This is a genomic window from Falsiroseomonas oleicola (genome assembly GCF_019029495.1).
Lineage (GTDB): Bacteria > Pseudomonadota > Alphaproteobacteria > Acetobacterales > Acetobacteraceae > Falsiroseomonas > Falsiroseomonas oleicola.
Genome location: NZ_JAERQM010000003.1, coordinates 223,191 through 238,675, shown reverse-complemented (window position 1 = coordinate 238,675; position 15,485 = coordinate 223,191). Strand labels below are relative to the sequence as shown.

Here is a 15,485-nt window from a genome sequence, read left to right as displayed (position 1 = left end):
CTTCTCTGGTGATCCTCTCTATCACATCGGTGACCGCTGCACTCCTCGATTCGTTACATCGGCGTCGCACGCGCAGTTCTTCGCTCGCTCACTTCGCGGCCTGTGCCGAGGCAGCCCGGCCTGAACGCCCCAGGATTCCGTGACAAATCAGAAGCTTGCGCTACGCCGGCCGGAACCTCCCGACGCACCGAATAACTCACTCGGCCTCATTTGCATCAGCCAAGCGCTTTGGCTCTTCCGTGATCGGCGTCGTGCTGCCTATCCTGACGCTTGTAACTAGTGCAATCGTCTAGAGCACGATAGGCGAAGGCCGGGTTTGTAGCCCCACAAAGGGCTACTCTCCCCTGGGGATGAAAATGGATCAAGAACTCAAGCAGTATGCCACTGCCCTGCGCACATACATTACTTCCACGTACCATATCTCGCATCCAGCTTTGGTCGATCTCCGCGACGAACTCCTCACCCGCGAAGGAGCGATCGCGCAAAGGCCTTACCTCGAGAGCACCGCGCGCTACGAAGCCAGCCGTCGCTTCGAGGACCTCAAGATCGAGGGGCCAGTCGCGGACCTCTTAACGCAGTTGGGGAAGCGCAAGGCCGTATTCGACCCGCCGTATGACCACCAGGCGAGCGCCCTTGAACTGGCGCTCGCGGCGGACTACCGCGACATCGTGGTTACGACAGGGACCGGCTCCGGCAAGACGGAGACGTTCCTTCTGCCGATCCTCGGTCGTCTGGCCGCCGAGGCGTCAGCCATCCCGTCGTCGTTCTCAACGCGCGCGGTCCGCGCGTTGCTGCTCTACCCGATGAACGCGCTGGTCAACGACCAACTCGGGCGCTTCCGGGTGCTATTCGGCGGCAACGATGTCGCGCGGTGGTTCACCGACCACGGCGGACGCCCCATGAAGTTCGCCCGCTACACTGGGCGCTCGCTCTATCCCGGGCGACGGAAGGAGGACACGGATAAGCACTGGTCCCGTCTGAAGGAGCCACTTGAGTTCTTCACAAAGCTAGAAGACCGGGCCGTATCGGACTCGGCGACCCGGGCGCTCATCGCTGAACTCCGGAGCCGAGGAAAGTGGCCGGCCAAGCCGTCGTCTAGTCTTACAAAGGAGGACGGCATCAGCCGGTGGCTCGGAAAAGGAAAGTGGAAGAACCAGGGCAAGTGGGTCCGTACTGTTGAGCAACCCGAGGATTCGGAGTTGTTCCTGCGCCACGAGGTTCAGGAGCAGGTGCCCGATCTGCTGGTCACCAACTACTCAATGCTTGAGTACATGCTCCTGCGGCCGATCGAGCGGGATATATTTCGAGAGACGGCAGACTACTACGCGGCGAACCCCAACCAGCGGCTGATGCTCATCCTAGACGAGGCGCACCTCTATCGCGGCGCGCAGGGTACCGAGGTAGCGATGCTGATCCGGCGCCTGCGCAATCGACTGCGGCTCCCACTCAGCCAGTTTCAAGTGATCTGCACCAGCGCTTCGTTCTCTGACCCGGAGGCCGCCAAGCGCTTCGCTGCCGACCTCGCCGGCAAGCCCGTCTCCGGCTTCGAGGTGTTGACGGGCAACAAGCGCGCGGCGCAGCCTTCGGGACCCGGCGACGACAACGTTGCCAGGGCGCTCGCAGGTGTCGATCTACAGCGCGTCCACGACGGCGAACTCGCTGTGCGCTTCGCCGCCGTGCTCCCCCTGCTCAAATTGTCGGACCCCGAGACGTCGGTCGATGCGCTGACACGCGCCGCGACAGAAGTGACCGACGCGGACCCGGTCGCGCGTGCACTCAACTCCGCCCTTAGCAAACTTCCCGTAACGGGTCGGCTCGTGAACCTCACCAGTGGCGCGCGGGCCGGGGGCGATCAGGAGCGCGATCCCGTCGGCGTGGGGCCCGCACAGGACGTAGCCAAACTGGCACTCCGGCTGTTCCCGGACATCGACCCGGCTCTGGCGCGCTCAGCAGCCAACAGCCTCGTGGAATTGGCGTCGCTGGCGAAGGAGAGCAACGGTAAGGCCCCGCTCCTCGCCGCGCGTGCACACGCGTTCTTCCGGGGGCTGCCGGGCCTGTGGGCGTGCTCGGACCCGAAATGCTCCTGCGTTCCAAACGACCTACGGGAGCGCTGGGCCGGCCAACTGCCTCCAACTGGTGCACTCTATGCGCAGCCGCGCCGCACGTGCAAATGCAACGCTCGTGTTTTTGAGGTTCATACCTGTCGCTCGTGTGGGTCGGGCTACTTCAAGGCCTTCTCGTTCGACCCAGCCGCACCCGCCTACCTGTGGGCAGAGGACGTCGGTGAGGTGGATGACATCGACGGAGTCGTGCAGCCGGTGTTTCTCGCGCTCGAGGAACCACCCTTAGGCTCTGGCGCGAGCCGAAACCACCTAGACCCAGTGTCAGGCCGCGTCGGCTCCGAGAGTGATACAACGCGAGAGATCTGGCTGCCACCGGTCGGCCAGAAAGACACCGCGCCTGGCCACTTCCAGAGTTGCCTCCGCTGCGGCGCGCCCGGCGACAATATCATGGACCATGTCACCAAGGGCGACGAGCCGTTCCAGGAGATCGTGTCGTCGCAGTTGCTCGAGCAACCGCCGCGTCCTGACGTCAATACGCCGCTCAAGGGCCGCAAAGCCCTCATCTTCTCCGATGGCCGGCAGGCTGCTTCACGGCTCGCCGGCAAACTTCAGCAATACTCGATGCGTGATGCCGTCCGCCCACTCATTCTCGACGGCCTTGCGGACTTGGAGCGGCGGTTTGGTGCGCCGGTCGCCCTGGAGCACGCCTATGCCGCACTCCTGACGGGGTGTGTGATGCGGGGGGTAACGCTTCGCCCCGCGCAGGCCCCGCACTTCGAGGAGGATCTTCAACTCTTCCGCGAGTTGCTGGCCAGCGTCCCCCCCCTTACCGAGCGCGCCTTCCTCTCGCGGTCTGCGGAGTTGAACACACACCGTACGAACAAGGCGCTGATGCTCGCGCTCTACCCGGTGCTGAAGGACCCGCACACCGGCCTCAGCGCACTTGGGCTTGGGACCGTCCAGGCGCTTCTGGACGATACCGATCTTGCGGCGCTCCACAGGCTGCCAGCGCCGGCGGAGCCGGTGGGCCTGACCGAAGATGAGCGGCGCCTCGCTCTGCTGGACTTGTGGCTCAACGACGCCGTTCTCGGCCATGCGGTCTTCTTCCCGACGACGCCGAGCGACTGGCTGGATGCACCGAAGGGCGCGAGGATCAATCGGACCAAGGCCAGCTTTCCCGGATTTGTGAAGGACCTCGTTGGAGCCAAATGGTTCAACGCAAACCTGAGGGGCACCACTGCTTCTCTAACGCCTTGGGGAGCATTCCTCCGAAGGACCTTCGGCGCGAGCGAGACCGCCAACGGCTTCATCCTGCGTGCAGCGAAGCTCCGGGTCGCTACCGCCGGCATCCAGTGGCGCCGCTGCGACACGTGCACGACCGTGCAGCATTTCAACCCGATGAGCGGTGAGAGATGCCGGATGCGGCTTGGTCAACGTGAATGTGGCCAGACCACTAGCCCGCTCGATCCGTCGACTGACCCGGTATTCCGCTCTCGGAAGGGCCACTTCCGCCGGCAAACCGAGCGGCTTGCGTCAGAGCACGGCTACGCGCCGCACCCTTATGTCGCGGCCGAGCACTCCGCAGCGCTTAACGACGGCGGCAACAGCGGCGCGGTTGCTCGGACCGAGTGGCACGAACTACGGTTTCAGGATCTGGACGTTGAGGGGCCTGAGGGCCGCAAGGACGGCCCAATCGACGTGCTCTCGTGCACGACCACGATGGAGGTCGGCATCGACATCGGCAGCCTCACCGCCGTCGCGCTTAGGAACGTCCCGCCTGGGCGCGCCAACTACCAGCAGCGCGCCGGCCGCGCCGGTCGCCGAGGCTCCGCGCTCTCGACGGTCGTCACCTATTGCGGCGCCGACAGCCACGACCAGGAATTCTATGCCAGCCCAGAGGCGATGGTGAGCGGGCCGGTGCCCGACCCGACGCTCAACCTTGATAATCTCGAGATCGTCCGTCGCCACTGCTTCGCGTTAGTGATGAGCATGTTCCAGATGGACGCTATCGCGGACCCGCACGACGACAGCGTCAGCGCCAATGTGTTTGAAAGCCTGGGGAGGCTCCGCGACTTCCGCAGTGGCGGAGCGTCGGAGTTCTCTTACGCTGGGTTGGAGCGTTGGCTTGGTGAGAACGCGTCATCAGTCGAGGACGCTTTGGCTGAGGTCGTCCCCGACGACGTGATCGTGGTGGAGCCGGGTTTCGTCGAAGCAATCCCTGCACGGCTGCTTAACGGGCTCCGCGAGGTGGGTGCGGGTCCAGTGGAAGGTGCTGACCTTGCTGCCGTGCTCTCGCCTGCTGTGGATGAACTCATCATGGAGGGAGGTGGCGACGAGGCTGCGACCGCGCGGGGCGGGCTCACGATGGACTGGGGCGACGCTGTCGACTTCGACACGGTTGGAGCCCCCGCCGCCACGCCCGACGCTCCTGGCGCCGCCGACGTGGATCGCGCCGAAGAGGCCCCCGAGGGTGGGCTCGATCCCGAGAAACTGCTCGATCGGCTCTTTGATCGTGGTGTACTTCCCCGCTACGCATTCCCCACGGACGTTGTAACCTTCCATGTGTTCGACAAGAGTGCGAGCACCGAGCGCAAGGCAGTCCTCAAGTACTCGCCCCAACTCGGGCTGAACCAAGCGCTGTCCAGCTACGCACCGGGCCGCGAAGTCTGGGTGAACGGCGAGCGTCACTACTCCTTCGCCCTCTGGACACCCTTTAAGCGCCGAGAGTGCTGGCAGGCGTGGTTCGGGATGAAAGTGTACTTCGAATGCGATCGGTGCGGCTATGCGCGCGTCGAGCAGCGGAGCAATGAACACTACGTCGGACAGGTCTTGAACTGCCCGGCGTGCGGCACCGCAGGCTCGCTCGGCGTCGGCACCCGCTGGCTCCAGCCGGCAGGCTTCGCACACCCTGTAGATGTCGACGCGGAACTCCCTCTTGAGGACAGCCCGGCCCCGACGAGGCCGACGCGCGCCAAACTCAGTGCGCCCTTCACGGACCGCGGGCCGCCGGCGCACGCCGACAAGGCGGCAAATGGCGCGGGATACGAGGTGTGGACCGCGAAGCAGCGGCTGGTCCTTACAAACACCGGCTCGCAGGACCGGATGAAGCCGGGCTTCCTTCACTGCCCGAAGTGCGGCCGCGCTGAGCCAAACGGCTGGAACGCCGGTAAATTCCAGCAAGGCGGCCACCCAAGGCCGAACCCCGACCACTTCCCGCATGGCGCGAGTTGCAACGGCACTCCGACGGTGGTGGTGCTTGGGAACGAGTTTGAGACTGATGTGGCGCTGTTCCGCTTCCGCCTCGGCGGCGCGGCGGCAATCGCGCCGGGGTCAACCGTCGCCAAGATCGTCCTCACCACGGTGGCGGAGGCGCTGGCGTCGGCGGCAGCAAAGATCCTCGACATCGAGGAGTCTGATATCGGCGCCGAGTTCCGCGTCGCCATGACGAGCGGTGGGCGTACAGGCCGTGACGTCGAGGTCTATCTCTACGATCTGACGCCTGGCGGCGCCGGTTTCGTTCGTGCGGCGGTGGAGAGGCCCGGCCTCCTATTCGACACTGCGCTAAGGCGCCTGGAGGCTTGCGACTGCACCCACTCTTGTTATCAATGCCTGCGTAGCTTTAAGAACAAATGGGATCACAAGTACCTAGACCGCAAGCTGGGGGCCGCGTTCATCCGGCACGTCGTGCGGGGCCAGCAGCCGACGATCGACACCGATGACGAGGAGCGCATGCTCCACGCATTGCGTGTCGATCTTGAGGAGGCAGGACACGAAGCCGTCGCTGTCGACGGAGGGCTCCGGCTCCCGGGCCTCGGCGATCGTGTCATCGTACTCGGTCACCCCATGACGCACGGCGAGGCGGGCTCCGTACGCGGACGAGTTCTCTTCGAGCAGGCCGGGCAATCGGTGGTGGTCGACCAACTCCTTGTCGATCGGGCGTTGCCTGCAGCGGTAAAGGCTGCGACCGGTGCGCTCGTGCAAGAGCGCGGAGGCTTCGTCCTGCCGCCGTTCCTTGTAGAGGCAGTTGGAGGATGCCCGGTGTACGACCCGGCGACACTTTGCCTCGCGACTCCTCCGCCAACGCTCGCCACGGTGCTGGTCCCCGGCGCGCCGTCTGGGGCATTCGTTGTGAAGCTCTCACGCCCCACGCTCGAGCGTATGGGCAAGGGCGAACTCGGACTCGACGCGTGGGTCGTGTTTGCTCCGACGCCTCCTGCCGACTTCGCGCAAGGGAAAGACAGGACGCCGCGGCTGCTGGTGAGCAAGGTGGGGGCTTTCAACGCGACGAAGGAGCGCTGGACCTTCGGGCTCCCGTCCGTACGCGGAGACAAGGCCCACATTTTGTACTTCTCGCACGTCGCGCCGCGCTCGGAAGCGCCGCGGGCCGAGGAGGTCACCGTTGTAGGCCGAGCATTCGGTGTCTTCGTCGGAGGTCAACTCCAGCCCCTAGGAGGGGTCTGATGGCACGGATGTACCCGGATGTCCCATCGGGAGATCTGGAGCACTCATCCGAGGAGCCCGTCTACGTAGCCCTCCGGGATCAACTCGGCGACGACTACGCGGTTCTGCATTCATACCCATGGCTGCGGCCTTGGCGCGGCGACGCGCTCCTTGAGGGCGAGGCCGACTTCGTCGTGCTCCACCCCCAACGCGGGATCTTGGTGCTCGAGGTAAAGGGCGGCGAGACGATCCGGCACGACGGCCGTCGGTGGTTTCGCAGCACGTCGAGGGGACCCGAAGAATTCCAGGACCCCTTCGTCCAGGCGCGGAACAACATGCACGCGCTGCTCGACATTGTCCGGGAGCGCTCCGGTAGGCGGCTCTCCAAGGAAGACGTGGCCCATGGATACGCGGTCGTCTTTCCCCATCTGGACTACGATGGCTCGCCACCTCCGCATGCCGATAAGGCCATCATCATCTCACGCAAGCACCTTCCAATGATGGCGCAGGCTATCGAAGCTGCGTACGGGGCGTGGACCGACGCCGCGAGCGGTTCGAAGCCGCTGAGGCAGGAGCAGTACCGGATGCTCTTGCACGACTGCCTGATGCCGAAGTTCCGCGTGTTCCGACCCGTAGGGCCCGACATCTCGAAAGCCGCGGAGCGCCTGCTCGAATTGACCGAGACGCAAGCGCAGGTGTTTGAGGGGCTCTACGTCGAGCACCGCGTCCTCGTCGAGGGTGTCGCAGGCTCCGGGAAGACGTTCCTCGCCCTTCACCGGGCAATGGCGTTCGCACGGGAGGGGAAGCGCACGCTCTTCGTGTGTTATAATAAGGAATTGGCGGCGTGGCTGCGTGTGCAGGTCGAGGAGGATCCTACGACGGCCGGGTTCGGTCGCCTTCTCACCGTCAAGCACTTCCACTCTCTCGCCGCCGACCTGGCGAGAGACGCTGACATCGAGTTCCGTCCACAGAGCGGGCGTGAACCGACAGACTCCTTTTGGAACGACGAGGTGCCCGACCTCATCGAGCAAGCGATCCTCAATCTCGGTGACGCGGCAAAGTTCGACGCCATCGTCGTGGACGAGGCTCAGGATTTCTGCCTGGGCTGGTGGTACGCGCTGACCAACTCCGTTCTTTCGCAGCCGGACGGCCCCCTGTACGCTTTCCTGGACCCGCATCAATCTTTACGCGGCGAGGTCCAGTGGCCAGATGTCGTGTTCGGTGCGCGCTTCAAGCTCACGATCAACTGCCGGAACACCCAGCGGATCGCAACCGCGAGCGCCTCGGTCCTTTCGCTGACGCCGCACGTCTTCAAGCGTGCACCGCTTGGTGGTGCGCTTCGCGTCCTCCGTGCTGGCTCGGACCGACAGCAGAAGGGCCTCGTGCTTCAGGAACTACGGTCGCTGCTGCAGCGCGAGGGCGTGACGCCCAACCAGATTGCCGTCATCGGGCCTGCCGCAAAGGACAAGGGCAGTCTGGCCGACGTGCGCGACATCGACGGCGTGCCGCTCGTGACCTCCGCTTTGACCTGGCGCACGGGTGGCGGTGTGCTTGTGACCACGGCGCGTTCGTTCAAGGGACTCGAGGCGGAGGTCGTCATCCTCTATGACCTCGGAGGGTTTGGTGCCCTATTCAAGCGTGAAGACCTCTACGTTTCATGCACGCGTGCAAAGGTGCTGCTCGTCGCGGTCGTTCACGGTGATCAGTGCCGGGAGGTGATCGCCGCGGCACAGGCCGCGTCGGAGGCTGAGCGATGACGATAGAAACCCTGTCGCGTGCCCAACTCGCAAGCGACCTTGGCTCCATCGATCCCGAGGGTAACGCAAGCCCGCGCGCGGTCGCTCAATTCATGCGCGATGCCATGGGGCGCTGGGGTCTCTGCACGAAGCGTGCGCTTCTCAAGTACGCCAGGGAGCAACTCCGGGCCGGCGACGTGCCGACGGACATCGTCCCGCGCGTACTCGAGCGGCTCATCGCAATCGGCGAATGCGCGGAAGTCGCGGTCGGTCACGAGGCATACATCGCGCCAGCGGAACCTCGCTGGGTAGCCTCGGGCAGCGGCATCGCGGTCGTGCTCGGCCCGGTCGCCGTGCCATCCGAAACGCCCCGAATGGCGACGCTGGACCCTACCGACGTGGCGGTACGGGTCGAGATGGCCAGCGAGGAACAGGCCACGACGCTCGAGGCACGCGGCGCCCGGCAGGTCTCACTGGCGGAATGGCTGCATCCGCTTGGCTTCCTGCGCCACGCAGCGCGGCGTTCTGGTGACGCCATCCGCGCAGACCAGGTCGCTCTCGCGACGTTTTGGGAGCAGTTGGTCGACGTTGCCAGCGAGGAGTGGCTTCAGGTCGACCCCGACGCCGAGATCCGCATGCTGGCGGGTGAGCCGGGTGGCTTCTTCGGACGACACGCCGCTGCGACACTTGAGGGGCGCTGGCGAGATGCCGCCCCGGACGGCGTGTGGTGCGCGTATCGCCGAGGCCACGGGGACGATCACTGGCTCCCCACGCTGGTCTCCGTAGACGGTAATGAGCGGCGGGCTTTCGACCTGTTCGACCATGACGAGTGGCGATGGGCGCTTCTCGCGCGTTCCAGAGCCATTGGTCCAGCGGAGATTGTTCGGTACTCCGGCGATGAGGTTCAGGTGACCTGGCCACTACCCGGACAACTTCGCGCCGCGTTGGACATCGTCGGGGTTCCGGCTGGAAGATGGAGGTGGCGAGTTGCCGCCGACGTCCCTGATCTTTGGGCCCTGCTCAGTTAGAGGGTTTTCTTGCACGGATGGCCGCGACCAGCCTCTCGCGCGGCCGTAGGCCGACGATTGCTGGTTCGCAGGCGCGGAGCCATGCCTCGCGTTGAGCCCAATACACTTTAGTCATTGCGGCGGCATCAGCGGCAGCATCGCGGAGATTCTCTGCGCGCGTAATCTGCGCTCTGTTTCCACGCTCCCGCGTGTCCGCCAACGTCGCCTCGGCTCGCATCAATTCCCGGTGGGCTAACTCCCACGCATCACCTGCTTCTTCTGCGACGACGCAGAGCCGGGCGCGCAACTCATCGACAAAAGAGGACCGCTCTGCGCTCCAAACGACGCCGCCGCATTGCTCGCCCGCACGCACCTGACGAAGCTCGGCCTTGATCGCGGCGTCGGGCTCGGGGAGCGTTGCCGCTCGGGGAAGTCCTTCGCGCTCGTGAGCCATTGGGTTCATCAACGCCGCGATGCATTGCTGCGGAACGTCCTGCCACCCGGCCGGCGTCTTCCTCCGCACGCAAAGGTTGGTCCTCGCCGTAAGCGCAGCGCGGAGCCACCGAGCGTCGGCCTCAAGCGCGCATTCTGCCGCTCGCGCGAATGGGGCCATCAACTGGACAAGCTTTTCGTTAGGCGACCTAGTGACCACCGCGGCCACCGCGCGCTCTGTCGCTTCAAGCGTGAACTGATGCGCCAGTGCCTCAGCGGGGTCGACAGTGCTCATCCGCAGCAGGAACCAGCCCGGCTCCGTGTGCTGCCACAACTCGTGATCATCAAAGTAGGTTACGTCCAGCGCCTGGTGCACGACCTGCTGGTTTGCCCAATTGTCGATGAGTTCGTCGTGTAGTTGGTCGCCAAAATTCGCGAACCTGAGTTTCCTGCGGATCGCTAACCCGTCGAGCGTCATCGTTACAAAGCGAAGCGGGGGAGTCCCGATATCCGCGCGGCGGGTAATGAAGGCGTGCGCGTGCCGCGGACTGCGCTCGTGCGACGGGTCAGCGCCAAACGTGAACACCACCTTTGCACTGGCTTCCCTCCGGCCGGACACGGCGAAATCACCGAACCGGTACCAGAGCGTGCGGAACTTCGTGCCCGTGTCAGGATCGATGTTGGAACGAACGTGATAGTCGCCCGCCTTATCGAGCAGCCAAAGCATTGGTTCTATCGCCCGATCCCAGGCTTTCGGCCCCACGGACGAGTACCCGGGGGCGCCGCCGATGACCGGCGGAACCGGCTGCATCGCATCTAGCCGCTCGCGCAGAGCGGCCGCCCACCCGACATGCCATGGGAGGTGTGGACGCAGGGCTGAGGTGAGTTCCTGGGAGGCATCCTCGGCCGCCATCAACGCCGTGCGCTCCTCAAGGCTGCGCCAACTGGCGTTCTCGGGACGCAGCGCCGCGTCCTCGATCGCCTGGGCGACCTCGGCGAGGTGCGCGCCGTCGAGATTGACGCTGCGCTCAAATGCGCTGAACCTACCAAGGACGGTGACCACCTTCTCGTCTACCAGGCCACGCTGCGCGATCGTGTAAACATCGATCGTACGCGCCGCACCCTCGCTCGAGAACGCAGCCACGTTCCCAATTCGGTCGAGCCGCCCTATCCACTGCTCGACCTCCTCCGGCCTCCACGGAACGCTGTAGAGTACCAGTACGCGCGCGCATTGCAGGTTGAGCCCGACCTGCGCAGCCTCAGGCGCGAATAGGACTTGTGCGTCGCCGCGCTGGAACGCCTCCAGGTTCTCGTTCGTCTCATTGCCGAATCCGCCCAGGTCCTCGACGGCAACGGTTTCCATGCCTTGGCGCACGCGCGCAGCGACGAGCCGGACGCGTGCGCCAATCGGGCCGATCTCCGGTAGCCTCGCCTGGACGAGCCCGAATAGGTAGTCGACGGTGAGGTTATCCTGCGCCGCTACAAGAACGCGCTCCCCGGGTGCGTCCGACCAGATCATTGCGAGCAGATCGACGAGCGCGTCGGCACGCGAATCACCGGCGCTCTTGTGGAGCAGTGGCTTCACCCGCTCGAGTAGCCCATCGCGCTCGTGCCCGCGTCGACGAAAGAAGTCGACGCGTTGCTCTATGGACGGAGAACTCAGGATGGCACGTTTGGCCAGCAGCACGGGTTCAAACCGAGCACTGAGACTATCGAGGTGGGTGAAGTACCTCCACAGGAGCGTTTGGCGGTCCACCTCTGCGCCCAGAGGCTCGACGACGATTGGGTGATGCTGGCGCCGAGGGAGAACGCCGCTGTAGTCGACACGGCGGGTGCGGATCACGCGGCGATAGGCGCAAAGCGCCATCGCGGCCTCCTTCAGCGTGTTTTGCTCCGCGGCGGATGCCGCCGCACGGTCCCGCTCGAGCAGCGCGTCGACAATACGCTGTGTCGCCCAACCGGGCCACTTCGAAATGTCGTCGTTGACCGCCAGTTCACCCGCATCGTCTGCGACCTCCCAGCGAGCGCGCGCTGCACGTTCTGGCTCGAGTAGCGCAAAGAGTTGCGCGTGCCGCTCAGGTCGTTGGAATGACGGAGTGGCGGTCAGGACGAGCAAGTGCTCGAACTCGCCCGACACGCGGACAATCCGATCCTGAAGGTCACCGCGCAGGCGGTGCAACTCGTCGACGATGAGAACCTGATAACGTGTCGGGTCAATGTCAGTAAGCGTTAGCTTTGGCGGAACAGCGTCGTCCCTCTGCCGGAGTTGGTCCTCCCACGCCAGCCTGACGTATTGGCCGTCTTCCGCCTCAATCGTCTCGTATGGCGCTGCGTGCGAGCGGTTCATCAATTCGTCGCGCCACTGCGGCACCAGCCGGTCGGGTACGACGACGAGGGCGCGCAGGTCTCGGCGCTGCCTACGCAGCGCATTGAGGATCATCAGCGCCTGGACTGTCTTGCCCAGGCCGACCTCGTCAGCAAGGAGGTGCCGGACCCGAACGTCCGTCAGCACTCGGAGCACGTTTGCAACTTGGTGGGTGTAAATCGAACCCGCCACTCCCAGCGCCGGCGCGAGTGGTGTGCGGGTCTCCTCCGCTTGGCGCCGGAGCGCCTGCAGGTGCAGACAGAGGTCGACGTAGGGGTTTCGGCTCATAAGCCCCCCCAACGTGCTTCACGGGCCCTCAGCGCGAGGTATCGCGTTGCGCGCGCGACGGATCGCTCCACCAGCAGCGTGTCGATGGCTGCTCGCCAGTCGGTGGTCAGCGCCAGTTCCGGCGCGACCCAGAGCGCGTAGCTGGCCTTCAGCGCATCACGCGTCGGCGCTGAGCCCCCAAAGGATCGGCGCGCCGAGGTAGCCCAAGCCGACAGTTCGTCTGCAACTTCGTCCACTGTCATCGTGCCGACCTCGAGCGCCATGAGGCGGGCCGGGCTGTCCGAAGGCAACAGCATGGCCGCGAGCGCATGCAACTCGACGCGCTCCCGCACGCGGACGAATGCTTCATCCCAGCGCTCCAGGCTCTCGTGGGGATCCGCGTCGCCGAGTTGGTCTGCGGCGTCGGTTTGGCCGCGTGCTCGATATCGTGCTGCTAGCGCTTCGTAGGCATTTGTCCATGCGCCATCGAGGACCTCATAGTCGTCATCGCCAAGATCTGACGGCGGGCCGACGCGCGTCCACAATGTCGGAAGCAACCGGCGAACTTCGGCGACAGCGAGTTGCCGGATTTGGGTCTCTTGTTCGTCCGACAGTTCCGTCAGTCCGTCGCGACCGAGCGCCATGGCCTGACATACCTGCTCGAGGATGCTCCAGGTACTCTTGTGTGGGATCGTGACCTCAGCGCGCGTCCACTCGGGGCCGCAGCACACCTCCGTCATCCACTCCTCAATGCGTGCTGCCACCTGGCCGCGGTGGATCTCGCCGATCGCGCTGCGCGTCTCCGCCAGCGACCAGCGCAGGTATGCCTCCACGAGATCCTCGAGTCCGACGCCGCCGCGGCTGCCACGCCGCCGGCGCTCGAGCCTCGGCTTGGTCGCGCCGTCCACCGCGAGGTCGCTAAGCCGGAGGCGTTTTGGTGCTATGCAGAGCGTCGTAAAGGGGGCTAACGCGCCGAACTGCAGGTGGTCGGCTTCGATCGGAGCCAACAAGTAGGTCCGGCTCCGTAGCCCATCCTCGGTCGGCTTGCTGACGGGATCGTCGGCACTGACGACGCCAAACCGGAGCGGGCCACCCTCGCTGAGGAGTTGCGGCTCATCCCTCCCCTGCCACCAGCAGGGGCGGACAAAACGCTCCAGTTCCCAGGCGGCAACGGCGATGTGGCCAACCCGCGCGCGAAGGGTGACAGCCTCCGCACCAGATACGAAATCCCGCACGTCCTCGTCGAGGAGGGTCTTCAAGACCGCGTGCTCTGAGGAGACAGCTTGCGGGACCGGGCCGAGCGCGCCCGTCGCGGTGAAGACGCGCCCGCCGACCTCTAGATCAATGGTTAGAGGGAGGCCGTCGATAGGCGCTGCGCCGTCGACCACGAAGCTGAAGCGTCCGCCCAAGAGGGCTTGTACGGTCCGCTCCTCAGACCGTAACTCGAGGCGAACCGAGGCCGCCACGGGGGGCAGTGCACCGACCCCTCGGAATACGTACTCGCGTGAGTCAGTCTCACCGGCGACGCGAAGCCGTTGCTCGCCAGGCTCGACAGCGACACGCACTACCTCAGTCGCTGTCGCCGCCGCCGAGCGTCCATTGAGATGCACGACAAGCGCCTCATCGCCGGACAAGCGCTGTGGGACCAGCACGCGCTGGTCTCCGGCGACGAATGACGGGATGTCGTCTGCACGTCCCACCGAAGGCGTGCCGGCAAACCGCACTGACACGCCGCGGCGCACGTCAAAGCCGAGTTGTGCGAGCGCGCGGGCGCCGCCGGCAGAATCAGGTGCGAGTTGTAGACACCTCAGCGGTCCGATCTCGCCGACGGTCGGGCAACCACGAATCGGCTCATCACCCTCGCCGATTAGCACCCAGTACGTCCGGTGACCCGTGATGGTTGTCCCAAGCACCTGCCGCGCAACATCGCCCTCCGCGCTCACAGCAAATAGGTGCGGAGGTGCCAACTCCAGGTCGAATCCATGAAGGACAGCCAGATCCTGTGCCTCAAGTCCGACCCCGTCGAGGTCAGGAAACAGCGGCGCGTTCCTTTCCGGGAGCGCCGTGAATTTCAGTGGAAAGGGGAGGCCCGACAGCAACTGGTCGCTCGCGACCCGCGCGGTGATGCCCCAAAGCTGAGGTGCGAACCGCCTACGACGTAGGGAGGTACGGAGCCGCGGGGCAATCGTCGCGTCTAGCAGCGGAAAACCTGCCTCAAGGAGCAGCGCGTCGTTGGTCAGCCTGAGTTGGAGCGCTCCCTTTGTTTTAGTCAAGGCCGGGAGTTGGACTGGGCCGCTGGCGCCGGCCTTGGCTGCGCGCTGGATGCTCCGAGCCACCGCGACGCCACGGCGAGCCACGTCGTCCGCCTCTAGGTCGGCGGAGAGCCGGCCAATGATTTCTGGACTGAGGTCATACCCCTCCCGCCACAGCACGCTGCGAGTGAGCGACACGACCACCCCGAGGTCCTCCAGAAAGGTGGCGAATCGCGCGGTCGGATATGCCGCGGCGCTCCGGACCGCTCGATAAAGCGTAGCCTCGTCCGAGTCGCTCATACCTACGCGCAGGTTGGCGAGGGTCGCCGCGAAGGGCCGGTGGAACTCTAGTGGCAGAAGCGCATGGGTAATCGGCCACGCGATGAGGTGGAACGCCTCCGCCCACGCGGTCGTCGGTGGTCGTGCTCCACGGAACTGCTCGGACGCGCGGACGAATAGATCCTTGATTCGCTGGCGTCCCACCGGCGGCAGTTCGAGGCCCAGTTCCTCTTCGAGAAGCGGCCAGAAGTCCGTCCCGGAACCACGGTACCGGTAGCCGACCTCCGTAGCCGCGACGAGTAGCGACAGATAGTTGTCGTCCCACCAGCCGCTGTCGACGGCGTGGAATCGCAAACGGGCCCGCACTTCGGCACGCAACTCTGTCAATTCGTCGTCGTCCAGACCATGCTCCACGAAGAACACCGCGCTTTGGCGCGAGTCACGTAGCGCGCTGAACCGCTCAGTCAGGCGACGCTGGAAATCCTTCAAGCAGCACCACCACCGACCACGGTGGGGAGCGAACGCCAAAACTGTCTGTTAGGGCGAGGCGCCTCGTGACATCGGTCCGCCGCGATTGAGCAACGGCTTCGATTCCACAGGAACAAGTGGCCCCCTCTAGACGCGGCTCTGAAGACCGGACTGTC

5 protein-coding genes are annotated in these 15,485 nt (G+C 65.1%); 3 read left to right on the top strand and 2 right to left on the bottom strand.

The genetic code is table 11. The features are described from left to right. Nucleotides 1-356 precede the first annotated feature (356 nt). The 3 genes from JJQ90_RS11945 to JJQ90_RS11935 are packed head-to-tail and all read left to right on the top strand — an operon-like array spanning nucleotide 357 to nucleotide 9,267. Nucleotides 357-6,524: a DEAD/DEAH box helicase gene (locus tag JJQ90_RS11945; RefSeq protein ID WP_216875678.1), complete on the top strand. Its 6,168-nt coding sequence runs from the start codon at nucleotides 357-359 to the stop codon at nucleotides 6,522-6,524. After that, entirely contained in the window at nucleotides 6,524-8,260 is a 1,737-nt protein-coding gene (locus tag JJQ90_RS11940) for a nuclease-related domain-containing DEAD/DEAH box helicase (RefSeq protein WP_216875676.1), read from the top strand. The genes JJQ90_RS11945 and JJQ90_RS11940 overlap by 1 nt, the downstream gene beginning before the upstream one ends. Next, nucleotides 8,257-9,267 (top strand): hypothetical protein, encoded by a 1,011-nt coding sequence (locus JJQ90_RS11935; protein WP_216875675.1) that lies wholly within the window; start codon nucleotides 8,257-8,259, stop codon nucleotides 9,265-9,267. The genes JJQ90_RS11940 and JJQ90_RS11935 overlap by 4 nt, the downstream gene beginning before the upstream one ends. Here JJQ90_RS11935 and JJQ90_RS11930 read toward each other — a convergent pair. Continuing rightward, nucleotides 9,260-12,331, bottom strand: a complete 3,072-nt coding sequence (locus tag JJQ90_RS11930) for an SNF2-related protein (RefSeq protein WP_216875674.1) — start codon at nucleotides 12,329-12,331, stop codon at nucleotides 9,260-9,262. The genes JJQ90_RS11935 and JJQ90_RS11930 overlap by 8 nt on opposite strands. After that, entirely contained in the window at nucleotides 12,328-15,330 is a 3,003-nt protein-coding gene (locus JJQ90_RS11925) for a hypothetical protein (RefSeq protein WP_216875673.1), read from the bottom strand. Before JJQ90_RS11925 ends, JJQ90_RS11930 begins: the two co-directional genes overlap by 4 nt. Nucleotides 15,331-15,485 lie beyond the last annotated feature (155 nt).

What these genes read in the sequence shown, in the direction of transcription:
- JJQ90_RS11945 (WP_216875678.1), top strand. Translation starts at nt 357, where the DNA reads ATGGATCAAGAACTCAAGCAGTATGCCACTGCCCTGCGCACATACATT.
- JJQ90_RS11940 (WP_216875676.1), top strand. Translation starts at nt 6,524, where the DNA reads ATGGCACGGATGTACCCGGATGTCCCATCGGGAGATCTGGAGCACTCA.
- JJQ90_RS11935 (WP_216875675.1), top strand. Translation starts at nt 8,257, where the DNA reads ATGACGATAGAAACCCTGTCGCGTGCCCAACTCGCAAGCGACCTTGGC.
- JJQ90_RS11930 (WP_216875674.1), bottom strand. Translation starts at nt 12,331, where the DNA reads ATGAGCCGAAACCCCTACGTCGACCTCTGTCTGCACCTGCAGGCGCTC.